The sequence below is a fragment of the Bradyrhizobium sp. BR 1433 genome (assembly GCF_051547665.1).
Lineage (GTDB): Bacteria > Pseudomonadota > Alphaproteobacteria > Rhizobiales > Xanthobacteraceae > Bradyrhizobium > Bradyrhizobium australafricanum.
On record NZ_JBPUGG010000001.1, the window covers coordinates 3491965 to 3513618 of the forward strand.

Below are 21654 nucleotides of genomic sequence, written 5' to 3' on the forward strand. Positions count from 1 at the left end.
CAGGCAAAATTGCAGAATGCGGCCTCGAGAAGCGTCGCTCCGGCGCGGCCTCTGCCCGAGGCAGTCGCGGACTGGTTCGACGGCGAGGTGGAGGTGTGGCCGCCTGGCAGACCTTCACTGATAAGCCGGGCGCCCAGGAGTATGCACGCTTCCTCGACAGGCTGCAGACACCCTGAACTACAGCAATGGCCAGGAGTAGACCAGGCGACTGTGAGGCGAACACTGCCAGGAGCATAAGCCCCGCTCTGCTTCCGGCCGCGTCGGTCCAGACGAAACCACGACTATTGTCGTAGAAGGCAATTGTGACGAGCCTAGACCGCGTCCGGGCGATGCAGCATATCGACCGTGATGGTGCCGCGGGCGCGCGAGACACATGTGCAGATCTTCTCGTTAGCGCGCTTCTGATTCTCGCTGAAGAAGACATCACGATGGTCAACCTCGCCGTCGATATGGACGAGGTCGACGGCGCAGACGCCACACTCGCCGCGCCGGCAATCCGAGATTACCTCATAACCAGCCGCTTTGAGCGTATCCAGCATCGAGCGATCGCGCGGAATCTCGATCTCAATACCCCGGTCCGCGAGGCGCACCCGGAAATCTTCGGTCGGCAGCAGGCCGCTCGAACCGAAGGTCTCGTATCGCAGGTCGGCCAACGCACGCCCCGCGCTGGTCCAGGCCCGGCGCGCGGCATCGAGCATCTGCATCGGGCCGCAAAACAGCGTCATGGCATCAGGCTGCAGCGAGGCGAACAAGGTGTCGAGATCGAGCCGGCGCCCTTCGTTGCCTGCATGGACGACGAGGCGCTCGTTCAGCAAGGTGGCCAGAACATCCAGATAGACGGCATCCTCACGCGAACGCACCGCATAATGCAAGGTGAATTCGGCGTTGCGGCGGGCGAGCGCATGTGCTGCCCCAATCAACGGCGTGATGCCGATGCCGCCGGCGATCAGGCAATAATGCCGGCGCGCCCAGTCGATCGGCAGCAGCGAGCTCGGCAATGTGATGGTCAGCCGCGCCCCGGGCGCGAGGGACCACATATAGCGTGAGCCGCCGTGGGAATCCTCCGCGCGCCGCACCGCGATGCGGTAGCCGGCGCGGTCGGCTTCGCCGATCAGCGAGTAGGACCGCGTCTCGGGGCGGCCATCGACGGTGACGGCGACATCAATATGACTGCCGACCGGGTAGGCCGCACCGTCGAAAATTTCCGGCCTGATCAGGAACTCGCGGATCGAGGAAGTCAGATCGCGGGTCGCAATCAGGGTTGCGGAAGTCCAGGTCTCGATGAAACGCATGCGCTCCTCCTTTAATCGCCTGCAGTCCTGATGAGTGCCAGCCCCGGCAGCAGGTCAAAATGCGTTTTATTCTTGAGCACCAGCCGCAAATTGCGCGAGGCCAGCCGCGCGTGCTCGCGCATGATCGCCTCAGCCCGCGCACCCTCGCGGTTTTCGATAGCGTCGATCACGACACGGTGTTGATCTTGCGCAATCAAGAGCGTCTGGTGCGCCTGCGGCAGTTCCGATTGGGTCATCACAAAACCGCTCGGCGAGGCAAACGGCAGCGCGGACGCGCGATCGACCTGCCGGATCAGGGGCGGGCTGCGCGACAATTCGGTCAACAGCGCATGAAAGTGCGCATTCAGCGTGACGTAGGAGGAGAAGGCCTCGATCGAGATCCGATCCTGCTGCACCAGGCCGTCGATTTCGTCGAGACATCCTTTCAGTGGCTCGAGATCGCGCGACGAGACCCCGCGCTCGGCGGCAAAGCGCGCGGCTAATCCCTCCAGCGTGCCGCGCAGTTCGATCGAGTCCAGGACATCTCGCTCGGAGAACGCCTTCACCGTGAAGCCGCCGGAAGGGATCGCTTCCAGAAGCCCTTCCTCCTCCAGCCGAACCAGCGCCATTCGCACGGGGGTGCGAGAGGCGCCGGTCGTCTCTACCGCCTGCAATTCGGAAATCCGTTCACCAGGCCGCAAATCGCCCGACAGGATCAGATCGCGCAGGCAGAGCTGCGCGCGCACGGTCTGTGAGACGGAGCGATCACTGTCTCGCTCGGCCATGCCCTACTCCGCAGCCTGCCGATGTTGCGGCGGACTCTCTGCCTCGATCATGCGATCAATCAGGCGGCGCGCCCACATCGCTCCTGCATCGATATTGAGGTTGTAGAAGATCCGATCGGGGTTTTCGTCGATCGCGCGCTGCTGCGCCTCGAGAATGAGCTCGTCCTCGCGGAAGATGCTGGAAACGCCTTCGCGGAGTTCGGTGGTCAGACGCTGTTCGCCCAACCGATAATTGCGCACGAATGCCCAGAAATAGTGGCAGCTCGTATCCGTCTCAGGTGTGATGGTGTTGAGAACAATCCCGTTGACGCCGGCCGAGCGATCGCCTTCGGGCGCGCCGGTGCCGGCCGGCGCGACACCGACGTCGATATTGATGGTGCACGGCGCCGCGAAACGAATGATTTGCCAGCGGTCCACCGGGCCCGCCTTTTGCAGTTGCTTCGCCCAGAATGGCGGCGGAGCAATCCCCTTCATCCAGCGTGTCACGGTGGCGGTCATCTCGCCATGAGTGACGTCGAACGGCGCTTCAGCGATGGCGGCATTGCCGATGCTGGCGCCGTGCACGAAGGTTTCGTGCGTCAGGTCCATAAGATTGTCTACGACCAAACGGTAGTCGCATTTGAGGTGAAGGGTCTTGCCGTCGCCAGCCCAAGCGGGATCGTCGTTCCAGTGCATGTCGGGCACCAGCGCTGGGTCAGCCAGCGCCGGATCGCCCATCCACAGCCAGATGAAGCGATGGCGCTCGACGACAGGATAGGCACGCACGCAGGCGGAAGGGTTGATCGTCTCTTGCGAGGGCATGAAGGTGCAGCGGCCCTGCGCGTTGAACTTCAGCCCATGATAGCCGCAGACGACAGTGTCGCCCTCAAGCCGACCTTTTGAGAGCGGCACCAGTCGATGCCAACAAGCATCCTCCAGCGCGGCCACCTCCCCGTTGCTGCGGCGGTACATCACGATGTGCTTGCCGCAAATCGTGCGCGGCAATAGCGCCTGTTTCACGTCGGCGTCCCAAGCGGCGGCGTACCAAGCATTCATCGGAAAACAGTGACCCATTCGCTCGCTCCTTCCTTACTCTCCGTGGATACTCACAGTATACATTGGCGAAAGTGTGCAGCGAGCATGAGGATAATGTGCCTTGAAATTGATAATTTTAGCGGTCATATTGATAGTTCGGATGAAGAAGCTGTATACATAGATCCGGAAGATGCAATCGAGCGTATTCAGGAAGCGGGAAGCTGGCCCACCCCTTTTGCGATCTTTGCTCTCGCGAAGACGCGCAAACCGCTCGTCGAGCCGCTAGCCGGTAAACAACGCCACCCGGGCGCTGGGTCCCTTGCGGGCCGGGGACTGGCTCGCAGTTCAGCTCGCCGACCGTCGTTTTGATCACGTAGAGCGTGGCGATCCGTTCGAGCGCTTCGATTGCGATCGGCGCATTTCCGAACGCACCGCGCGCTCCGCCTACCGGCCACCTCACCTGTGACTGTGACCTACTCTTTGCCTTCCGGTCACTTACGACTAGGCCTGCGGATTCTTATCTTTGAGGTTGAATCGCTTCACTTGCGTTACAGCCCGCGCGTACGGGTTTCGCGTCGCATCGAGCTCATCTCGCGCCAGATGTCATCGTCTGCGCGCCGCGGTCAGCGACGTTCCTGGCCCGCGTAAGGGCGCAGTATTGGGAGCGTCTTGGCTGGTAGCACCGTCCCTTTGCCGGGATCCGACGTCGACGTCTTGGCGCCGAGATCGGCCCAGGCTTTCAGATCATCCTGCGCGTAGACAACACGACCACCGATCTTTCGATACGTGGGCCCTGTGCCGTACGTGCGATGCTTCTCGAGCGTACGGCCGGAAAGGCCAAGATAACGCGCGGCCTCCGGTGTACGCAGGAAGCGCGGGGATAGGCCGCCCATCGTATTAGGCATTTGAAACCTCCAAGGTGACCAGCGCGCTGCGAAAGACGGCGCTAGCGTGCATGCGGTCATCATAGAGAAGCGCGCTCTCGGAGGGGGATAGCGAACATTGAGGAGGCAATTTTCGACATCCCTAAACAGGAAGGGCTATTTGTCTCGGCGCCGCCCACGCCAGAGGGGTCCAAACGGCATGCGAACTTGGAGGCGGCATCAACTGTCGATTTGGCGGAAGACGCTTCCGCGGCCTGGTGTTCGAATTACCAACGAGGATTTGTGAAATCGTGATACCGCGTTGCTGAACCGTGGGTCGGAGATTGCCGGAACCCCGCGCACCGTGTAAACGGTGCCCGCCACCGTTGCCAGCCGCGCCACGCGGCCCGGAAGGCGGCGGGGCCTGTAGCTCAATGGTTAGAGCCGGCCGCTCATAACGGTCTGGTTGCAGGTTCGAGTCCTGCCGGGCCCACCAAGAGGATCAATAATAATAATAATATCTTACTGGGTCCTCGTTGCCCGTAGCGCCGCGGCCGCACCAGCAACCGCACCAGATACGTGCTCTTTTCGTTTCGTGCGCCGCAAATCCGCTCGATGCAGCCAGATCGACTTTGGCGGCGGTGAATGTAATAGTCGCCCACCCATCGGTTGGAGACGCTCCGACAGAGCCGCAGATTAAGAGCCTGATAATTGCCGAGGGCTATTCAACAGGCTGGCCCGCGCGCCAGCCCATTTCCCAGAAGTCCGCCTCGAGTCGGGTGGCTTCCTTGAAGATCGCAATCAGCTCTGCCTCGCGGGCCGGCGTGGCGTAGAGATTGGCAAGATGCTCCAGGTGCGCCCGTGCTTTCATCGCGACCTCTTGGTATGGCACGCCGGCGTACTCGGCGATCCAAACGCGATAGGGGTTTTTCGCAGCGTTCGCATCGGGGCGCGAGGCGAGCCGTGTTACGATCTCCGCGTAGCCGATCACGCAGGGGGCAAGTGCCACCTTGAGTGCGAGCAGATCGCCGCGCATTCCCGCGTCGAGCACGTAGCGTGTGTAGGCCAGCATCTCGATGGCGGGAGAGGTTTGCTCAAGGTCGCTCGCGGAAAGACCCCAACCGGCACAGAGCTTCACATGCAGGTTCATCTCGACGTCAAGAACAGCCGAGAGGCCAGCCGCCGCCTCGCGCATGTGTCGGCAAGTTTGGGCGACTTGTAGACCAAGAGCGCGTAAGCGCGAGCAAAAGATCAACGGCGCCGGCGAACTTTTGTGCCAATTTTGTGCCTACGACTACTTTGACAGAGTTGGTACCCGAAATTTTCGGCGACCATTAGACTAGCTCTTGGCTACGACGTTGGATCTCGGCCGAGGCGGCGACCACCTCCGCTCTATAGCTGAAGGCTGCCGTTGGTGCGCTCAGCCCGTAAAGTCGGCCTTGCGCGAGAAGTAAACTAGTTTTGGGGTCAGATTGGGCGAACCCTAGTTGTCGGGCACCGATATGCGAGGATCATCGGCCCGTACAGAAGTCCGCAGCTGAGTAGGGTCAACGTTTCTGCGCTGTGACCATTCGACGAGGTTCCGTGGACGGTATTTTGGGTCGGCGCGCCAACGTTGAAAGACACTGACGTCGATCGTCTCGTTGACATTGATGTGAGTGCCGTTATTGCGGACCTCGGGCTCTGGGCCGATAGGCCTGTAAAGGGCAGGCGTGACGAGCGCGTAGAACCCCTCGCCGAATGAGTGGTACGAATCCATGATCGGCGCTTTCAGGGCATCTCCATCGAGCGTGACTTCTGAACGGAACGTAAGCCCGTGCGATTCTGCCTTTTGCATCAACCAGCGCAGCGGAGCCTGATTGAGGAGATCGTCTTCATAACCGCCTCCAACATTGGCATGCGCACCCACGAACCATCGTTGTTCAACGGACGCAAGCGGCCGCATGGACGGGCCTTTACCGTCTTTGGTGTGATGAATAGTCCACAGTGTGGGAGCGAAGTCATTGCGGTGCTCATCGATAGCGAGTGCGTGGTACCCGTTTTGGATTGGCAGGAACAATCCTGTTTGCAAATAGTCAAATTGTGAGCGGCTAATGTGCGGAATATTCCCCGCGGCCAAACCAACCGATCCGACCGTATCCCAGACGCCGACCACCTTAACTTTGGCGGGTTGTGAATATTTAAGTAGGGAATGTTCCTCGGGTGTTAGCTTACTTGTGTCTCCCGATGCCTCTTTGTCCTTCAGGGTCCAGATGCTCTCTTCGTTGCCCTTCTGGTAGCGAGCAAACAGTTGACCAAGGCCGACGGGTGAGCCCGCTTTCAGAACACCTTCGAGCGCGACAAGCCCGGACAGACTTCTGGCGGTAAAGGCGCCGCGACTGAATCCGAAAATGAAGATTTCGTCGCCGTCATTATAGTTTTCGACAAGCCACTCGTAAGCAAGGCGGATATTTTCATCGAGCCCCTGGCCGAACACGCCGCCCAGAAAGCCATTCACCCCGATCTCGTAGTAGACCATCTGGGGTTTGCCATCTTTGCTTTTGGCTGCGCATAGGGCCCGCATGCGCCAAACGTTCGTGTTACTGTCTATGCTATTCCATGTGCCGTCGAGGAAGATCACGAGGCGCTTTTGTTGCTGTTCTGCGCCTGCAAAGTTTGGCTGACCGCCACTTTTCTCCGCAGGACGCACCCAGATCCAGCCGATGGCGGCGATAGCAAGCAGGACGGCGAGCCAGTGGGCTGCTTTCTCTATCCAGCGCCAGACTCTGGAGTGAAATATCCCGACAATCGCAGAGCGAATAGACACGACGTAACTCCGAGCTTCATTCAGCGCGCATCATGCGGTCAGATTTTATACTTTGTACTTAGGTAACGTTCCCGAACGCCAGCTGTGACAGCCAATCGCATCGAAATAGATCGGCCAGCGTTTACTTTTCGCGCGCTAATTTCTACGGCGGCGTCAAGATTAATAGCGAGCCAGCGACCTCATCGGTATGCTTCAAGGGATCACAAACGGTGTAGTCATGGGCAGTAGCCTTGAGGTGAAACTTCCCATCGAACATAACGGGAGCAAACGCCACGTCGACTGCGAATGAAAGCAAGGGGATCGTAAGGGAAGCGCAGCGATTCCAGCGAGAGCTGGGCAGCTTTGGCGGGATATCCACATCATAATTCGCGCTGAAGTAGAACACTGATTCGCACTTCACATTGCCTGCTACTGCCTCGGACAAGGCACGAAGGCTGCCGCGACCTCACGGAAAAAACATGCCATTGATGTGATGGCCCGATCCCTCCGCTAAGCTCCTGGCCATCTCGGGAAGCTCGCGAAGCGATCGGCCGACATCGTCCATGGTGATCGGTTCTTCGGCGGATCGATGCGCCCTACGTTCGGCTTACCCAACAGCAAGAATGCTTGCCCACGGGCGTTCTTGGATTGCGCACGCGCCGCCGCGTTGAATGAGCGCATGATGGCTCATTAGGCAACGCCTCCCTTCTGGGCATCGGCATCGACCGTAACCCGCCAGCCCTCGATATCGACAAAGCTCTCGCGCCGCGGGAGTTCTACAAGCCGCAGCATCGACCAAAGTACTGTCCGCAAATATCTCAACGACAACGGCCGTCAACGTGGAGAGCCCTTCGAGACGGCAAGCCTTTCAAGCTGATTGTGAAGCGCATACCGATCAATGCGACTGCTTGAGAGGCGGTTATTTGTGCAGGATGGTCAGGATAGTCACTCCAGTCTGCACCAAGAACTTCCAGTTGCGGGCGACAAAACGGCGAACGTGAACCAAACTCTTTCGCATAGGCATAGGTCTCCTGTGGCGAGAAACGACACTCGCGGAGCGATTGACAAAGGTGGCGGCCCCTGATGATGCCGGCATCATCATCGGCATATCGATGAGCAGCAGCATGCTGATCATCATCATGGTGCCGCTGATGATCGGCGGCGCCGGATATGCCGGAGCCGTTGTGGCCGACCTGGCCGCTAGGCTCGCGCAGCACCATCTTTCTTGGCGAAAAGAGGCGCCGCGCTGTCCACCACCTCTTTCGGAAGCATCCTCAATTGCTCTGCATCGAACGGGAGGTGAGTGAGATAGTTCGCCACCAGAGCGCCTACGGCTTCAGCCTGCGCTGCATCTCGTTGGCGTTTGAGCGCCTCCCTGTCCGCCCGACGGGACAGCCAAAGCTTATGGGCGGCCCAAACCCGCGGATCCGGAGCTACGATGCGTACCGGTTCGCCCTTTTCGTCGATAGCGACCGCCTCGAACGCGGGAGCATTCTGCAGCCAATCGAGTCCTTCGATTTGCACGGCGGTCAAATCTTCCGGATCCGAGCCAGATCTTCTCTGGAGCCTTCTTCCAGGGTGGGCTCTGCATCGGCTTAATCAAATCGACGAGATAGCCGTCCCGGTTTACAGCGCGGAACGTCTGCTTGGCGCGTTCGAAGCTGGTGTCCACTCGCTTGAGTATCTTCATGAGCGATGACTCAGAGACGTCGTCGTCTGCGACGAACGTAAGCCCGCCGCGCGCGTCGAACAGCAGATCGATGTCTTCCGTCGTGGCCAAGCCCGGATCGAGTTTGACGCCCGAAGAGGCCTCATAACCGTAGATCGCGTTGGTCCCGAGAATCCGAATCCCAGAACCCAACATTCCGAAGCCGTCGAGAGCGCGCATGATCCGGGCTCCTATCAACGGAACGCGGCCCAAGCCGAGCGCACGATTTACCGCGGCTTGTCGATCCATGGTATCGCGCAAGTTCTTCACACGGTCTTCTGCAGCAGCACGTTTAGCTTCGAAGTCCGCCTTCATCTTTTCAGTTTCGGGCGAACGCGCGCCGAGCGAGGCTTGCTTCCTGAGGCGGGCCTTGTCGTAGTAGCTCCGGACGAGGTATTCGCGGCCTTTCGACTCCATCCAGGTCAGGGAACCCCGATGGGCATCGTAGGCCTCCTTGGCGTCCCTCAAGGCTTGGAAGCGTTGCTGGCTATTGACCACCTCGCGACGTTGGTCGTTGTTAAGCTCTTGAAAATACATGGTTTCAACAATCCGGCCTGATTTTGCATCCTGGTGTTGAAACGATATTTATCATTTCAAATCAATAGTTTCAACAGTTCCAGCGAAAATAACACCGAACTGTTGAAACCGGGAACTCGCAGTCACCTCGCTACTCGCCTCCATCGAACCACCGATCAAGCGCACGCCGATCGGTTTCTTCCTCCGCCAATGCAACATCACGGTCCAACTGGTAGATCAGGTCCGCCAACTCCCGGTCGCCCAAAGAGGGCACCAGATCGACTGCTTCGTTTTCGATTATGCGGAGCGGGACGCCTTCTTCGTAGTGCTTGAAAGTCTCTCTCAGATGCTTCGGTAGCCACCGTTCGTAATTGGCGAAGTCGACCCGAAGATCAGCGTCGTACCGTCCGCGGACGGAGCGGCTCCGCAGGAGTTCCTGAAAATACTCGACGCCAGGCCGCGCTTTCAGCGTCGCCGATCCGGAGCCCGATCCGGTCGAGGATGCTCTCCATCAACGCCTTGTGTGGCATGCTGTTGGTGCGCCCGACGGCGTCGACCAGCAGGAGTTTCCGGTCTGCCAGAATCCGCCGACCGTCGACCGGCGCCTTCGCCGCCTCGGAAAAGGCCGCCCAGACATCGGGGCGTCAACGATCTTCGTCGGAATCTGTCCCGAATAGCGCTTCGTGCACACCTTCCTGAGGGCCTCGATGACGGCACCGAAGTGCACCGGCGCGATGTGCGGCGTCGCGCAGCGGGCGTGCCAGAAACCCCAATTGAGGTCGCCGAATCCGACTTCGTCGTATGCCGCGTACAGCGCCGAAGCGATGTGGATAAACGCGCCGGTTCGATCTCGTTGCGCGACTGCGCGGCGCCGGCGGCATGACGGGCAGATCGAACACCCGGCCGTCGATGCTGTACTGACTGATCGCCTTGAACGAGACCATCCGCCACTCGGCGGAATAGACCGTATGCCCCAAAGACACGAGATACATGCCGAGCCAGAAGGAAAGCACGTTCCGCCCGCGCTTCAGCGTCTCTTCGTCGGGAGTTCCGCGATAGATCAGGCTGCCCGGCTTGCGGAGACGATCGCCCGGCTCGATCCAGTTCGCGCAGAGATACGCGTCGAGATCGCCGACGCGGACCTTGACGCATGTGGCGCTGCCACCTTCCTCGATCTGATCGTCGACGACGGTGAGCCGGTCGGCCTCCAGCCCGATCGAGCGGGTCTCGGTCGTCTGCCTTTTTGCGGTCGATCATGTGCGGCCAATGAAACCAACCATCCACGTTCTTGAGCCAGTCCACGGTGTAGGCGGCCGGATCCGAGGTCGGGAAAGCGGCCCCGATCGAGTGCAGCGAGCTGGTCTCGACGGTCACATATCACGCGTACTTGATTGTTATCGGCCTATGGCACTGGTCGCGCCGCACACTTGCGGCTGGCGACGCTTTTCCTGGGATTGGCAGATCACTTATGGCCGCCAATCTGACGCCGCGATGCGCCGCCAGCAGACGCACCCCGACACGGTCATCGGGCGCGTCGGGGCCGCATTCCAGGCTCCCGCCGTCGGGCACGCTGACAACGGAAGCAAGAATGATGACTTCCAGCATTGTCCCCCGTTCCGCGCCTAAGCAGCGCCATTAGGGATTACCCCCGCCCTCGGCTCGCCGAAAATGATAAAAAAGTCAGTGCCCTTCGCTATCTCGCGCTTTTTCATGCTGCGATGCCGCGCACAATAAACGTAGCGGCCCTGGCGCGGGGAACGCCAAGGCCGCTCTAAACTCCCGGTCGGGGGGCAACCAGATCGCGGGAGCGCATGATGACTCCCGACATTGCCACTTGTTCCCGGGCCCGTCAGCCCACTCTAAGGTTTTCCGCGGATGTTTTGCCGCGATTGTCCTTCGCTTCGTAGCTTACTTTAGCACCCTCATTGAGGCTGCTCAGGCCTGCCCTTTCAACGGCAGAAATGTGTACGAACACATCCTTACTCCCATCGTCGGGATGGATGAATCCATAACCCTTGGTCGGGTTGAACCACTTCACTGTACCAGTCGCCACAGACAAATCTCCTTTGAGCTAATGGGCGACAGCCTAAATTGACAGCGCCGCGCCCCTCAAGCACAAACCCACAACAGGGCAGCCCGTTAGCAAATCAGCAACCAGATTGGCGCATGCCTCTTAGAGGGGACGGGACCGATTGGGGATCTCGCACGGTCGCGTTTCGGGAGGAGCTGGCGCGCCGCCCCGCCTGCCAGCTCCTCTCTACCTTGTGCCCCGCGTACTTTTCGGGTCACCTAATGACGTCTCCAACACCACCTAACAGCGGGAGTATGACCACTCCGGCGATTGCCACTTGTTCCCGCCCCTCTTTCCTCCAGGAAATCAATGAGGCGTAACAAGAAGTGCTTGCCAGGTTTTTGATCCGCGGCGGCGGCTCTGCCGTTTCCCGAGTGCCTGGGGATTTCAGCGCCCGGGCGTAGGAAGGAAACGCCGCCGGGCGTGTATTTTCGAGACCTGCGGCGTCTTTTCTCGGGATGGGGCTTGGTGTCACGAGGATCGGCAGCAGTCAGGCCTCGGCCTCTTCCTCAATGATCGGCCATTCCGGCATGGTGTAGCCCGTCGCAGCGACGCTACCGGCCAAGCCGCAAAATTGCGCTACCGCAACGAACAGCCTCTGAAAGGCGACCTCGTCCTGGAAGAAATACTCGCTGTCGGTCGCGGAGCACGGGAGTACGTTCCAGAAAGCGACCATGGCCTTAGCCCTCAGGCCCTCGAGCGAGGTCACAGGCAACGCGTCGATCGCATTCGCTATCGGTCGCATCTCCGTCAGAAGGGCGGTTAGTTTCTCAGCCTCGTCGTCGGCCCCTAACCTATCGCGGGCCTCATCGAAAAATCTTCCCTTGTCTGTCGGCGTCGCATCCATGTTTTGCTGCGGGGTGTTCCCCGAATCGTTCGTCGGCCTCCGCCTTTGCATATTGCCGTCCCCACGCGGCGTACTGAACAATGTATTTGTCCAGCAATGGCTCGAATTGCGCGGCAAGAGCGATCAGTTCAGAATCGACCCGAGGCCAGCCGCTCGGCAACTGCGGCCGGCGTCCGCTGTCCCGGTGGTTCAAGGCACAATCGTGGTCGCCGCTGCGCCAATCGACGCCAACGAGATCCAGAACCGCAGCCGCGCGGGACGATGGCTGCGGATCGCTTTTCCAATCATCGTTGCGCAGATGCCAGTTGGCGCCAGCATTGTCGGAGAACACGATTTTTTCAGCCATGCTGCCCATGTCGGGCCAAAGCTCATTGCAGAGGATGCGCCGCTCCATATGCAGCCAAGCCGCGTAAGCGTGAGCGGCGCGGATGTCAGATGTCGCCGGCATCGCGGGTGCCGCTGTCGGCACGGCGACCACTGCTGCGGTGGATGTAATCATGTTCATAAACGATCTCCGATTCACGGTGCGCCCCGCCCGCACCGTAGAAATCGGTTCCGCAGCACTTGGTTCGGCTTCCACAGCGCCGCGCTGGCATGCGCCGCCAAGGCTGGTCGGAATCAGAGACACCGTGGACAATTTAACGGCGGTCATGGGCGCCAACGCCCTCCTCCAAAATTGCGGACGAGCTTGTGGGGGGCGTGCTATACACGCGGTCAGACTTGGCCATTTCGATTAGCCTCCTAATGGTCGGGTTAGAGCCGGGAGCAAGGTAGCCGCCTTGCCCATGCTTTATGAGGGCAGCGAGGGCAAAGGAGCCCCACAGATTGGGCTTCGCCTGCCGCCCGCCGAATTGGCCGCCGTTGATAGCTGGATCGCGAAGCAGGAGGACAAGCCATCACGGCCCGAGGCCATCCGTCGCCTCCTCGCATTGACCCTATCAACCGAAGTGCGCTCCAAAACTGAGAGCCAGCGCCAGCACGCTCGCGACATGGCCGGCGAAGCAATCGACAAAATGGCCGACAAAGCAGCCAGCTCAGATGAGCGGGCCAGCCGCAAGCGCCGGCTCGTCAAGGGACCCGAGGAATTCCAGAAGGTGCGACGCGACAGGAACGGGAAATGAACCGATCGAGTTGATCCGTAGCGTAGCTTGGCCAATGTGGAGGGTGAAATGGCCCTGCACTTCAGCCGCGTTGAGACCGGCGATCTGGAGATTGTGGATCGCAAGCAGCGACGACTACTCATTCGTTATTTGCAACGAGAGCCGAAGTAGACCCGGGCTGCATGGAGAACCGGGCTTTGTTGCGTCATATCCGCCCCCGACTTTCTGAATATGCCTGCGGCTCAAGTGTCCGGATCGCCCTTCAGCACGTTCGCTGAAGCCGAACGGCCTGCAATGCTTTCCTGGGTCCCTCATTATTGAGGGATGACCTCTTCACCAACAACGCCCAAGAGAAACGCAACCTCAACCGAGCGCAGCAGGGGGGACGCTCATCCGGTGTTCTCCACCGTAAAATCACGGGTGGCACCGGCGCGATAGGACGCCCGTCAAGAAAGAAGGCCGGCAGCCCTTGCACTCGCCCGCAGGTTGCGGAACACTGCCTCTCTTTGAGAACGTTTATTTTTCAGGGCGATTGGTATGAACAAGCTTTTGCTGGCGGCGGCGGCGCTGGCCGCGATGGTCGTAACTTCGTCACCATGTTTAGCGCGGGCTGGAGGCGGCGGCCATTCCTACAATGGTGCCGTAAGATCCGGCGGGTCGTTCCGCGCGGCTCCCGTTATGCGATCCGCGCCCGCCTATCGGCCGGCGCCGACCGGGCGGTTTTATGTGCCCAGGCAGCAAGTCTATGTACCCAGGCAGCAATATGTTCGCCCAAGGTACGTCCCACCCATCTACAGTAGGTCGACGTTCTATCGGCCAAGCTATGTGTCGCGTAACCCGATCTACGCCAATCCGGTGCGCCGAGCTCCCGAGCGGTTCGTGACATTTCACGGCCGCACGATCGGTGTCCCGCCCCTTGCAGGACTAACCGCCCCCGCGATCGTCGACGTGCCCGATCTCGGCGAGGTAATTGTCCCGCTGGATACCTATACGACGATTTACCCACTCCTGATCTCGGATGACGAGAGCGACCGCGAGCACGCTTTCACGCAACTGAGAGAGCGCGCCGAGCAAGATCCGGACAGTCTCGTTCAACATTCGGCGGAAGTTTCCATGCCTTCAATGAAGGACCCTTGTCCGGACTGCCAAGACGACAAAGTGGAGGTACTTCATACCTGCCGCCCTATCGGCGAGTGCGATATGTCTGAACGGCTGGTAAATAGCCCGAAGAACCCATCTTACCTCGTCCCTGAACGCGGCTCAGATCGCCGCGGATTGATCTTCTGAGATCGGGGGCGAGAACCCGCCCGCTTTTTTGAGGCATTCTCAAATGAACCGCACAGTCTGGGCAATTGCCGCCCTGTTCTACGTTGCTGGCGTGCTGACTGTTGTCGTGGCCGAACAGTCGATCAACCTTCTGAGGATGAAACCTGCGTCTGCGGAAGTATCGGTGCCGAATATCAGATAAGGGAGCCATCGCGGAGGCCCGTGCAGCGATACAGGCGAACCTTCGAGACCCGGCTCCGCGCAATTTTACGATGAGGCGGTCCTGGGCCCTCCGACTAAGAGAACTGTCTGCGGCAACGTAAACGCGAAAATGGCTTTGGCGGCTACACTGGACGGGCTGCATTCGTTTACGTACAGCGAACCCGGTTCGTCTGGGTCGCAAGCAACTCCGGATGAGGCTTCCTCCATCGATCAGTTGTGCAGACAGGCGAAGGTAGATGACCTCAAGGCAGAGGTAGCGCGCCTGTGCAAACAGCAACCAGGCAACAATAACCCGACGTGCAAGGACGCGGTTCGCTAGCGGCTTCTATTAGCCAGTCCCCATCCTTGGCGGTACGTCAACCGATCGAATGCTCGAGCCTCGTTGGCCGCACACCGTGCATGTAAAGCGCGGCTCGAGATCAGACAGACGCATTTCGTCCGGCCACCTCGCCGCATCCATCGTAACGTTGTGAGAACAGCGGTAGTCTTTGCAGAACACGATGATGCGCGTCGCGCCGGTTTCACGCATCTCGCCGAACGTGATTTGGTGGGATAGTCTCGCATGGGCTGAATTACAGCGCGCTGCTGGTGCAGGCCGCAATAGCACGACAAATTGCGTATTAGCGCTCACTCCAACGCAAGGCGTCGGTCAAGATCGCGCAGCCCAGGGAAAAGACCTCTCTTATACCCGTTCAAGCGCGGCCACCTTGTGGCATGGGAACGAATATCTCCGCGTTGACCCCGCCGCAAGAAAGTCCAAGCGCATCGTTGGAACCCTGTCACAAGAACAATTGTTGTCTTGATGCACCGGCGGAGGCCGCGGAAGTGGCAGACGAACTTGAATATTCGGGTCACCGGCTAGTGGTCGTCGAGCAACCCGGCGGCGGATCCCTGGTTGAGATCGCGCCTCTCGACCGCAGCGGCCAAATCATTAGGACCATGACCTATCAAAGTTCGCGAGAAGCGATTGCCGCAGCAAAGAGGACCATTGACGAGCACCCCGGAGACAGACGCGCCTCGTAGGCGATAACCCTGCCGATGCCGCCCTATACCGACGGCAGCGGGCCCGATCTGGAGGGGCGCCCAGGCTGCTTTCCAGGCAGCTTGGGAGCGTTCTATTCCGACCTGAGTCCGAAAAGCATCGAATTCCGGCACCATACCCAGGACGTGGCTAAGGGGCGGTTTGGCCGATCTGAGGAACGCTCACTGGCCTCGATTGTTGAGCAGCCATTATGGCGCCAACCGTCACTGTTCATTTTACCTGTCCCGGCTGCGGCATCGTCTATTCGGCGATCCAGGAACGCAGTGCAACCCATACGAATAGTTCCGGCACGTTCGATTGTCGGCAATGCGGAGAGCTTGTTCACCACTGGGCTGGGCTCTACGACTATAACGAATGGAGAATCGATGCTCTGCCCACAAAGCAACCTAAGATGAGAAATGAAAGACGTCGGTGACCGCCCCTATTCGGCCCCGAGAAAGCAGCCCGCAGGCTCACGGAGCACGCGCGAGCGTTCCAGGCGATCCAGGATGGCCGGATCTACATCGAGAAGATCAACTATCCGATGCTCTACCGGGACAAGGCGACGCCGGCTGAGTACTGGGCCAGCTTGGAGTACGCCAAGGATCAGTGCTGGCTCGAGCACCACGAGAGCGGGACCTACGTGCGGATGACGCAGGCCGGGAAAGACCTGTTCGGCTGACAAGAAACGGCCCCGGCAGTTCAGCCGATCAGCAACCATCCAATGGCGAAAGCGAATGCAATAAACGACGCTCCGGCTAAGCCGAGGAAGCCATAGTCCGACGCGACCAAATGATCCGGCTTGAGCAGCATGGACTTCACCTGCGTCCGAAAAACCGGCCCCAGCGCCCTGGGGAGAGCACTGAGGCCGGTAGGTTAGTCCCACTCCTCGTCGTACCGATCTTAAACCACGTTAATTGCAAGTTGTTCCCGAACGGAAACGGCCCCAGCGCTTGGGAGCACGCTGGGGCCATAGGCTTTCCACTCACACTGTCCAAATGCGGCTTGGTCGGGCTAATGTGCCGCATTCGTCGGACGAACAAGTTTCAGCCACGTTCGTTCCTGAGCAGCCATAGAAAAGGCGCCAGCACCTTTGGGGGCCGGCAGGCTAGGAACCATGGAGAAGGCAAAGCGTATAATTTGGCGCTTCTGGTCAGCCAACCGCCCCCCGACTGCCAGAAGAAAACCCGTGTCAGATTCGGGTTGGCGGCCCCCGGTTGGGGCCGCTTCCAGCGAAGTCGTGATATGACTGTCGCTGGCATCGTACATGTTATTTGCGGAGCTATTTTCACAGGTGGTGGTTGCAATGGAATTTGTTGGACGCCCGATGCGAGGCCGTTTCCTCGTTCGGCAAGGTGGCAATGGTTGGATGGTCGACGACAGCGAGCTCAAAGGACCAGCTCAGATAGAAAAGAACGGGGCATTCGCCGAGAAGCTCACAAAAGAACAGGCTGAGGTTCTCGCGGGGCGCCTGGCGACACGCAAACCGGTGACCTCTGATCGCTCATAAGAAGGCCCCCAACGCCCTGGGGTAGAGTGCTGAGCCCACGGCAGTGGTCCCACTACATCGTACAGCTCGTTCCCGCAACAGAAACGGCCCCAGCGAAACGCTGAGGCCGAGTCGACGGCCCTGGCGAGGTGCCAGCCGGGACCACCGGCATAACGGGTTATGAATGTGCCCAGAATCTTCGGGGGCAAGAGCCGGGGCACGTTCATTCGTCCAATGCCGCTCTGCCGCGAGCGACGCACAATTAACGACGGTTCGAAAGCGTCGTTCCTCAGCGCCGGCGTTCACAATCTCATCGCATGAAAAGCCAAGTCATGCTGGCGACGAGGGCCGCAAACGACACCGCCGCAGCGCACACGAAGGCGACTTCCACGCCGTCGAAATGATGGTGATCCATCGGCATGGTGTGGCCTCCTTAGATCGGCGCGCGCGGGCTTGCGGACAGAAGCCACTCCGCCAAATGGGCAGTGGTTTCGTCGTGCCTCGCTCGTCTTAGTAGCGACTCGCGCTCTCGACCTGGGGGGAGTGCCTCAGCCCGTCTGCGTAGCTCTCTGGCTTCCTCGGTAAGGCGTTCTTCAAGGGGGTACATCTGCTTTACTCTGCGCCGTCGCTTCATGGCTCCTCTCTCCAAAGCTGACGTTGCTGCCCCAAAAATGCAAAATGACCGAAAGAGCGGAAACGTTCCCCGGTGTGGGTGGGCTGAACTCGCAAAACCTGCCACTGATATCTATCTTCCGGGCATGCCGATCACTCGAAGGCCGCTGGAAATCTCGCCCGAGGTCGCCCGGCAACTCGCCGAGAAGATTGCGGGCATTCCACGCCGAGTACCGACCCGCTCAAGCGGGACGAAATCGCCGCGGATACCAGGCACCTGCTCCTAGGGCACATGCCGAAAAGGGCGCGAAGCTTCGACTTGCCGATGTCCTCGAACTGTTCGAACTGATGCGATGACCGAACCAGCATGCATCCTTTGCGACGATACCGGCTGGGTGTGTGAACGACACCCCGATCAACCCTGGACCGGCAACCACGCGTGCCGGTGTGGCGGCGCTGGTGCGCCCTGCCCGAAGTGCAACAGACCGAAGCCGGAAGACGGCATCCCGAGGCTGCCACGAGGGTTTCGAAACATGTTCAGCAGACGCAATCGCCGAGGCGAGTAAAATTCGCCCTTGCTAACATCCCTCGGTCGATTCCGAATCGCCGAAGGATCACCGGAGCTAGACGGCAGTGGCAACCATTGGCGCTGTGACTTTTCTGGTATTGGTCGGCATTGCGATTGGGGCGTTCGCTGCCGCCCCGTTTCAACGAGCGCGCATCTTATCGTCGGCAGATGACTGATAACGCGATGCGATCCATGGGCAATTAGGCCGCCCCTTGCGCACTCCCTCTGGTTCCTGAAGGATAGCTCTCTTTGGGAGGACATCGATGTGGTCAGCCCACAGATTCCCGTTAGATAGCGTGACGTTCAGCGAAGGGCCATCGAAACCGCCCGCTGGTGGCGGCGGAGGCGGCGGTGGCGTAGTCGTCAGCGATTTCACCTCGCATATAAGCAACGATTCCGCAGTGATCTCCACCATATAGATTTCGCCGTCGCGCACGCTCATGATGCCACCTCCGACACAAAACCGTTTAGAGTGCTTCTGCCGCAGACCATTTTCTGTTTGCGATCATCCAGCCGCGAGCAACCGCTTCGGAAACACCGAGGCGCGATGTCAGGAACGATGCAGTTTTGTCGTCGCTGGCGTTGAGCGATTCGTTTATCGCGCTACCTTACCGCTCCCCCGCCTTTTGTGCGGCCCGCTCATGAGCTTCGTCATAACGTCGGAGAAGCGTCTCGATCTCAGGATATCTTGCGCCGATCCGCGCAACATCAGGCTGGAAATCCAAGAGCCAATTCTCTCTCAGAAGCGCATCGATGGAACGAACCGTCACCTCGTCGGGCCAAATTTCAACAATCTCAGATCGCATAGTAATTCATTACCCTTCACGGAGCGCCCATAGGCTCGATCAGCCTCACACGTTCCTCATACTGAGCACGTGGTGGCCACCGTTCGTCTCTCAGCTGTAGAAGCGGTAGTCGGGCTGTTCGATCTGTCCGAATGGAACATATTTCAGCACCCTTCCGACTTGGCGCGCAGCGCGAATCGGAATGGGCGATGCCTGATCGAACTGCGTTGAGTTCCAGTTCATTCTTGGTCAGCGCGAGATACGACGCGCCGGGCTGTACTTCTCAGCGATGTAGGCAGCTAGGCGTTCTTGCGCTCTCGATCTTGACTGCAAAGCATCCCGTGGCGATATGCTCGCCACCGACGGCCGACAGGATCGCAACGCTCGACGAGGTCGTCGGCGGCATGTTGCAGCAGCGCTCGACGCGGCCGAGCTCGCGCCGCAGGTCGGCACCAGCATTTGAATGAGCCCACGGACTTATGCACGCTATCGTGCCCAATGCAGGAAAGACCTCAGCGAGCGCATTCGCTGGGGCCTGCTTCACTATGCATTTGCGCCGCCTTCCCGAAATAAGTGACGCCCCACTGGGTCTGAATAAACCGTGCAATGAAAAGGTATCCCGCCCAGTAACTCTGATAATCAGTGAAACGCCCAGTTCCGAGAATTACAATTGTTATGATTCAGAAAGAACCTCCAATGGTTCTCGATGCATTCACTAGGTTAGCGCGTAAGCGGTCATGCTCGCGACCAGAATCAAAAAGCTCAGCGCTGTGACCGACGCGAAAGTCCGCTCCACTCCATTCATTTGTTCCACTGCTCTATCCTCCCGATAGAAGCCGGTTTTCGCAGCCGACCAGGTCGGTGTCATTAGCATCGGTTACAGCCCGGAGAAATTTCTGACCGCTCCCTCAGCGCTCCTCTTCGAGTTGTTTGATCGTTGCGATTGGCCATCGGCCTTCATGTCCCCCAGTCCCAATCCGAAGCCCGTGAATGTCGTCTACAAAGACGTGATCAATTGTACCGGCCTTGCCATCGGACAAGATGACGCCCTTGCCAACCAATTCTTTCTCGGAAGCGTGAAGTTCGGACAGAATGTTGAGAGCGTGTTTGCAGCAGTCATAAAACTCGTTCATTTTGCGCGACGCTCCTAATGTTGCAGCGAGGCAGATTCGGTATCTTCCCAGAGCCGGGCTCGAGCCGAGATGGCGGCTTTTAATCACGGCGCTGACGAGCACATCGCTGACAGCAGCAGGCACAATGGTTCGGACCATTCGCTCGTCAGGTCTTTAGCAAAAGTGAATCTCTTCTGTTTTTTCCCGACCACGGCCGCCCGAGCCAAAAAAGGCCTCAGCGCGAGGGGGCGTCGCCGAGGCCGAGGTCGCTTCGTTTCCACACTACCGGATCAAGTCCAGCCGCTTCCAGAAGCGGCAGCATCATGAATCGTTCCGGCTAGAACCACCGCCGGTACCGCGCAAAGCGCGCGGGGTGTGTAACGCCTCTTTCTTCAGTTCCTGAGTTGCTCGACCCGCGCCGTCGCCTGGACAGCGGGAACGCGGGCTCTTTCTCCGCCCGCGCCAATAAGGCAAAGGAGGCAAAACCGCGCTCGAGCAGCTCAATACGCTGCGGGGCAAGGCAACCCTGACCGACGCCAAGACTTCGCAGGTCGGCGAGCTCGAGACCAAAGTCGACGCGCTCGAGGCCGAGGTCGCCGAGCTCGACAAGCAGATCGCGGCCGATGAAAAGAAGTTGCGCCGCACGGCCCTGTTCGGCTTTTCGACCGCGCTCGGCGGTCCGCCGCTGGCGACCGTCGTCAACGATATCAATCCGGAGCGGACCGGCGGTTTCCGCAGCGTCGCGGAATTGGCGGTTGGTTCGGACCGCCATGACGGGCTGCGGCCTCGATCCGCGCCTCGGCGCAGCGCCGACCAATTTCCAGCAGAACCAGGGCGGCAGCGGCGAGGGCTTCCTGGTGCCGACCGAGTATCGCGAGCAGATCTGGGCGCTCGTTTTCGACGACCAGAACCTGCTCGGTTTCTGCAACCTGGAGCCGACCCAGGGCAACTCGATCGCGATCGCAAAGGACGAGACCACGCCCTCGGGAGCCTCCGGGGTCCAGGCGCTTTGGCGCTCTGAGGGCACGCAGATGATCGCGGACAAGGCCGAGCGCTTTCGCTCGACCGGGCATGATGAGGCCCGGCTCCTTGAAACAAGCTGCAAGTCTGGGCGATGGCAATTGCTTCGTCTTCGCTTTTGTCGGCACCTAGTCATGAATAAAAAACTCAAAAGAGAGCTAATAAATCTGCGTAGGATGAGAGGGAGCAAGTCGAACGGTTCTCAACCAGATCAAACAATGTCGTCGGGTGGCGACGCGCTGCGACAGGTTCGCCACCAACTACCTCGCCTTTGTCCATTCACATCTATCCGGCTATGGCCGGCCGCGCGTTATGAGTCGACGCCATTAGCGCCGGCGCGCGACCCAAACACCTAGCAGGAACGCGACGAACAACGACTGCAATGGAGCCTTAGCGGTCACCTTGCGCAACTGGTCGGCCCATCGCATCGCGGCCTCCGGCGCGGGAGACTGGAATGGCCGAGGGCTTCCTCCCACTTGCGCCGAGGCGCCCGGCATCGCGCCGGCAGCGGGCCCGCTGCCATCCTGATCGTCCACAAGCCCAGAGGCTTCCGTCATCGCCGAGGCTTCTTTCATATCCATGCGGCTCTCCTGCTCTGC

The 21654-nt window shown here is 59.6% G+C and carries 22 protein-coding genes, 1 tRNA gene and 1 pseudogene; 9 read left to right on the forward strand and 15 right to left on the reverse strand.

All coding sequences use genetic code 11. The features are described 5' to 3' along the window. Positions 1-311 precede the first annotated feature (311 nt). The 4 genes from ACSKB9_RS17130 to ACSKB9_RS17145 form a co-directional block, all read right to left on the reverse strand. Positions 312-1292, reverse strand: a complete 981-nt coding sequence (locus ACSKB9_RS17130) for a PDR/VanB family oxidoreductase (RefSeq protein WP_438074402.1) — start codon at positions 1290-1292, stop codon at positions 312-314. Positions 1293-1303: 11 nt separating this feature from the next. Next, positions 1304-2056: a GntR family transcriptional regulator gene (locus tag ACSKB9_RS17135; RefSeq protein ID WP_411779410.1), complete on the reverse strand. Its 753-nt coding sequence runs from the start codon at positions 2054-2056 to the stop codon at positions 1304-1306. A gap of 3 nt (positions 2057-2059) precedes the next feature. Further along, positions 2060-3109 carry an aromatic ring-hydroxylating dioxygenase subunit alpha gene (locus ACSKB9_RS17140; RefSeq protein WP_411779411.1) on the reverse strand — a complete coding sequence of 350 codons (1050 nt, stop codon included), beginning with the start codon at positions 3107-3109 and terminating at the stop codon, positions 2060-2062. A gap of 584 nt (positions 3110-3693) precedes the next feature. Beyond that, the gene (locus ACSKB9_RS17145; RefSeq protein ID WP_283088427.1) at positions 3694-3975 is read right to left on the reverse strand and encodes a helix-turn-helix transcriptional regulator; all 282 of its coding nucleotides are present in this window, start codon (positions 3973-3975) and stop codon (positions 3694-3696) included. Positions 3976-4353: 378 nt separating this feature from the next. Between ACSKB9_RS17145 and ACSKB9_RS17150 the strand changes: the two genes are divergently transcribed. Next, positions 4354-4429, forward strand: a tRNA-Ile gene (locus ACSKB9_RS17150). Between the two features lie 225 nt (positions 4430-4654). Here the strand turns inward: ACSKB9_RS17150 and ACSKB9_RS17155 are convergent. The 5 genes and pseudogenes from ACSKB9_RS17155 to ACSKB9_RS17175 all read right to left on the reverse strand — a co-directional run. Beyond that, a pseudogene (locus tag ACSKB9_RS17155) lies at positions 4655-5181 on the reverse strand (TenA family protein); the annotation flags it as partial. 235 nt (positions 5182-5416) lie between these two features. Beyond that, on the reverse strand, positions 5417-6739 hold the full coding sequence (locus ACSKB9_RS17160; protein ID WP_411781605.1) for a DUF2235 domain-containing protein: 1323 nt from the start codon (positions 6737-6739) through the stop codon (positions 5417-5419). A 797-nt stretch (positions 6740-7536) separates the two neighbouring features. Beyond that, positions 7537-7938: a hypothetical protein gene (locus ACSKB9_RS17165; RefSeq protein WP_438074405.1), complete on the reverse strand. Its 402-nt coding sequence runs from the start codon at positions 7936-7938 to the stop codon at positions 7537-7539. Continuing rightward, the gene (locus ACSKB9_RS17170; protein WP_438080271.1) at positions 7919-8236 is read right to left on the reverse strand and encodes a GSU2403 family nucleotidyltransferase fold protein; all 318 of its coding nucleotides are present in this window, start codon (positions 8234-8236) and stop codon (positions 7919-7921) included. Before ACSKB9_RS17170 ends, ACSKB9_RS17165 begins: the two co-directional genes overlap by 20 nt. Next, complete coding sequence (locus ACSKB9_RS17175) at positions 8121-8963, reverse strand: GSU2403 family nucleotidyltransferase fold protein (protein WP_438074407.1); 843 nt, start codon at positions 8961-8963, stop codon at positions 8121-8123. The genes ACSKB9_RS17170 and ACSKB9_RS17175 overlap by 116 nt, the downstream gene beginning before the upstream one ends. Before the next feature lie 686 nt (positions 8964-9649). Here ACSKB9_RS17175 and ACSKB9_RS17180 point away from each other — a divergent pair. Continuing rightward, a complete protein-coding gene (locus ACSKB9_RS17180; RefSeq protein ID WP_438074409.1) occupies positions 9650-10234 on the forward strand; it encodes a hypothetical protein in 585 nt (194 codons plus the stop codon). A gap of 557 nt (positions 10235-10791) precedes the next feature. On the opposite strand, the gene ACSKB9_RS17185 is transcribed toward ACSKB9_RS17180, so the two are convergent. The 3 genes from ACSKB9_RS17185 to ACSKB9_RS17195 all read right to left on the reverse strand — a co-directional run bounded on the left by ACSKB9_RS17185 (position 10792) and on the right by ACSKB9_RS17195 (position 12512). Beyond that, the gene (locus ACSKB9_RS17185; protein WP_438074411.1) at positions 10792-10995 is read right to left on the reverse strand and encodes a cold-shock protein; all 204 of its coding nucleotides are present in this window, start codon (positions 10993-10995) and stop codon (positions 10792-10794) included. A 508-nt stretch (positions 10996-11503) separates the two neighbouring features. Beyond that, positions 11504-11860, reverse strand: coding sequence for a hypothetical protein (locus tag ACSKB9_RS17190; protein WP_438074413.1), 357 nt, complete (start codon positions 11858-11860; stop codon positions 11504-11506). Beyond that, positions 11820-12512 (reverse strand): hypothetical protein, encoded by a 693-nt coding sequence (locus ACSKB9_RS17195; RefSeq protein ID WP_438074415.1) that lies wholly within the window; start codon positions 12510-12512, stop codon positions 11820-11822. Before ACSKB9_RS17195 ends, ACSKB9_RS17190 begins: the two co-directional genes overlap by 41 nt. Positions 12513-12645: 133 nt before the next feature. Here ACSKB9_RS17195 and ACSKB9_RS17200 point away from each other — a divergent pair, with 133 nt between their 5' ends. From ACSKB9_RS17200 to ACSKB9_RS17225, 6 genes are all read left to right on the forward strand, one after another. Further along, a complete protein-coding gene (locus tag ACSKB9_RS17200; protein WP_438080273.1) occupies positions 12646-12981 on the forward strand; it encodes a hypothetical protein in 336 nt (111 codons plus the stop codon). 516 nt (positions 12982-13497) lie between these two features. Continuing rightward, positions 13498-14247, forward strand: coding sequence for a hypothetical protein (locus tag ACSKB9_RS17205; protein WP_438074417.1), 750 nt, complete (start codon positions 13498-13500; stop codon positions 14245-14247). Between the two features lie 43 nt (positions 14248-14290). Continuing rightward, entirely contained in the window at positions 14291-14428 is a 138-nt protein-coding gene (locus ACSKB9_RS17210; protein WP_438074419.1) for a hypothetical protein, read from the forward strand. A 520-nt stretch (positions 14429-14948) separates the two neighbouring features. Further along, a complete protein-coding gene (locus ACSKB9_RS17215; protein WP_438074421.1) occupies positions 14949-15251 on the forward strand; it encodes a hypothetical protein in 303 nt (100 codons plus the stop codon). 762 nt (positions 15252-16013) lie between these two features. Then, entirely contained in the window at positions 16014-16151 is a 138-nt protein-coding gene (locus ACSKB9_RS17220) for a hypothetical protein (protein ID WP_438074423.1), read from the forward strand. Between the two features lie 585 nt (positions 16152-16736). Next, a complete protein-coding gene (locus tag ACSKB9_RS17225; protein ID WP_438074425.1) occupies positions 16737-16979 on the forward strand; it encodes a hypothetical protein in 243 nt (80 codons plus the stop codon). 2852 nt (positions 16980-19831) lie between these two features. Here the strand turns inward: ACSKB9_RS17225 and ACSKB9_RS17230 are convergent. Both ACSKB9_RS17230 and ACSKB9_RS17235 read right to left on the reverse strand, forming a co-directional pair. Continuing rightward, a complete protein-coding gene (locus ACSKB9_RS17230; RefSeq protein ID WP_438074427.1) occupies positions 19832-20194 on the reverse strand; it encodes a hypothetical protein in 363 nt (120 codons plus the stop codon). 178 nt (positions 20195-20372) lie between these two features. After that, entirely contained in the window at positions 20373-20807 is a 435-nt protein-coding gene (locus ACSKB9_RS17235; RefSeq protein WP_438074429.1) for a hypothetical protein, read from the reverse strand. Here ACSKB9_RS17235 and ACSKB9_RS17240 point away from each other — a divergent pair. Continuing rightward, entirely contained in the window at positions 20806-21411 is a 606-nt protein-coding gene (locus tag ACSKB9_RS17240; protein ID WP_438080652.1) for a hypothetical protein, read from the forward strand. The genes ACSKB9_RS17235 and ACSKB9_RS17240 overlap by 2 nt on opposite strands. Here the strand turns inward: ACSKB9_RS17240 and ACSKB9_RS17245 are convergent. Continuing rightward, positions 21382-21636, reverse strand: coding sequence for a hypothetical protein (locus tag ACSKB9_RS17245; protein ID WP_438074431.1), 255 nt, complete (start codon positions 21634-21636; stop codon positions 21382-21384). The genes ACSKB9_RS17240 and ACSKB9_RS17245 overlap by 30 nt on opposite strands. Positions 21637-21654 lie beyond the last annotated feature (18 nt).

Bases quoted from the DNA above. Each gene is read 5' to 3' on its own strand.
- ACSKB9_RS17130 (WP_438074402.1), bottom strand. From the start codon at position 1,292: ATGCGTTTCATCGAGACCTGGACTTCCGCAACCCTGATTGCGACCCGC.
- ACSKB9_RS17135 (WP_411779410.1), bottom strand. From the start codon at position 2,056: ATGGCCGAGCGAGACAGTGATCGCTCCGTCTCACAGACCGTGCGCGCG.
- ACSKB9_RS17140 (WP_411779411.1), bottom strand. From the start codon at position 3,109: ATGGGTCACTGTTTTCCGATGAATGCTTGGTACGCCGCCGCTTGGGAC.
- ACSKB9_RS17145 (WP_283088427.1), bottom strand. From the start codon at position 3,975: ATGCCTAATACGATGGGCGGCCTATCCCCGCGCTTCCTGCGTACACCG.
- ACSKB9_RS17165 (WP_438074405.1), bottom strand. From the start codon at position 7,938: ATGGTGCTGCGCGAGCCTAGCGGCCAGGTCGGCCACAACGGCTCCGGC.
- ACSKB9_RS17175 (WP_438074407.1), bottom strand. From the start codon at position 8,963: ATGTATTTTCAAGAGCTTAACAACGACCAACGTCGCGAGGTGGTCAAT.
- ACSKB9_RS17180 (WP_438074409.1), top strand. From the start codon at position 9,650: ATGACGGCACCGAAGTGCACCGGCGCGATGTGCGGCGTCGCGCAGCGG.
- ACSKB9_RS17190 (WP_438074413.1), bottom strand. From the start codon at position 11,860: ATGGATGCGACGCCGACAGACAAGGGAAGATTTTTCGATGAGGCCCGC.
- ACSKB9_RS17195 (WP_438074415.1), bottom strand. From the start codon at position 12,512: ATGACCGCCGTTAAATTGTCCACGGTGTCTCTGATTCCGACCAGCCTT.
- ACSKB9_RS17200 (WP_438080273.1), top strand. From the start codon at position 12,646: ATGCTTTATGAGGGCAGCGAGGGCAAAGGAGCCCCACAGATTGGGCTT.
- ACSKB9_RS17205 (WP_438074417.1), top strand. From the start codon at position 13,498: ATGAACAAGCTTTTGCTGGCGGCGGCGGCGCTGGCCGCGATGGTCGTA.
- ACSKB9_RS17210 (WP_438074419.1), top strand. From the start codon at position 14,291: ATGAACCGCACAGTCTGGGCAATTGCCGCCCTGTTCTACGTTGCTGGC.
- ACSKB9_RS17215 (WP_438074421.1), top strand. From the start codon at position 14,949: ATGATGCGCGTCGCGCCGGTTTCACGCATCTCGCCGAACGTGATTTGG.
- ACSKB9_RS17220 (WP_438074423.1), top strand. From the start codon at position 16,014: ATGCTCTACCGGGACAAGGCGACGCCGGCTGAGTACTGGGCCAGCTTG.
- ACSKB9_RS17225 (WP_438074425.1), top strand. From the start codon at position 16,737: ATGTTATTTGCGGAGCTATTTTCACAGGTGGTGGTTGCAATGGAATTT.
- ACSKB9_RS17230 (WP_438074427.1), bottom strand. From the start codon at position 20,194: ATGGTCCGAACCATTGTGCCTGCTGCTGTCAGCGATGTGCTCGTCAGC.
- ACSKB9_RS17240 (WP_438080652.1), top strand. From the start codon at position 20,806: ATGACGGGCTGCGGCCTCGATCCGCGCCTCGGCGCAGCGCCGACCAAT.
- ACSKB9_RS17235 (WP_438074429.1), bottom strand. From the start codon at position 20,807: ATGGCGGTCCGAACCAACCGCCAATTCCGCGACGCTGCGGAAACCGCC.
- ACSKB9_RS17245 (WP_438074431.1), bottom strand. From the start codon at position 21,636: ATGGATATGAAAGAAGCCTCGGCGATGACGGAAGCCTCTGGGCTTGTG.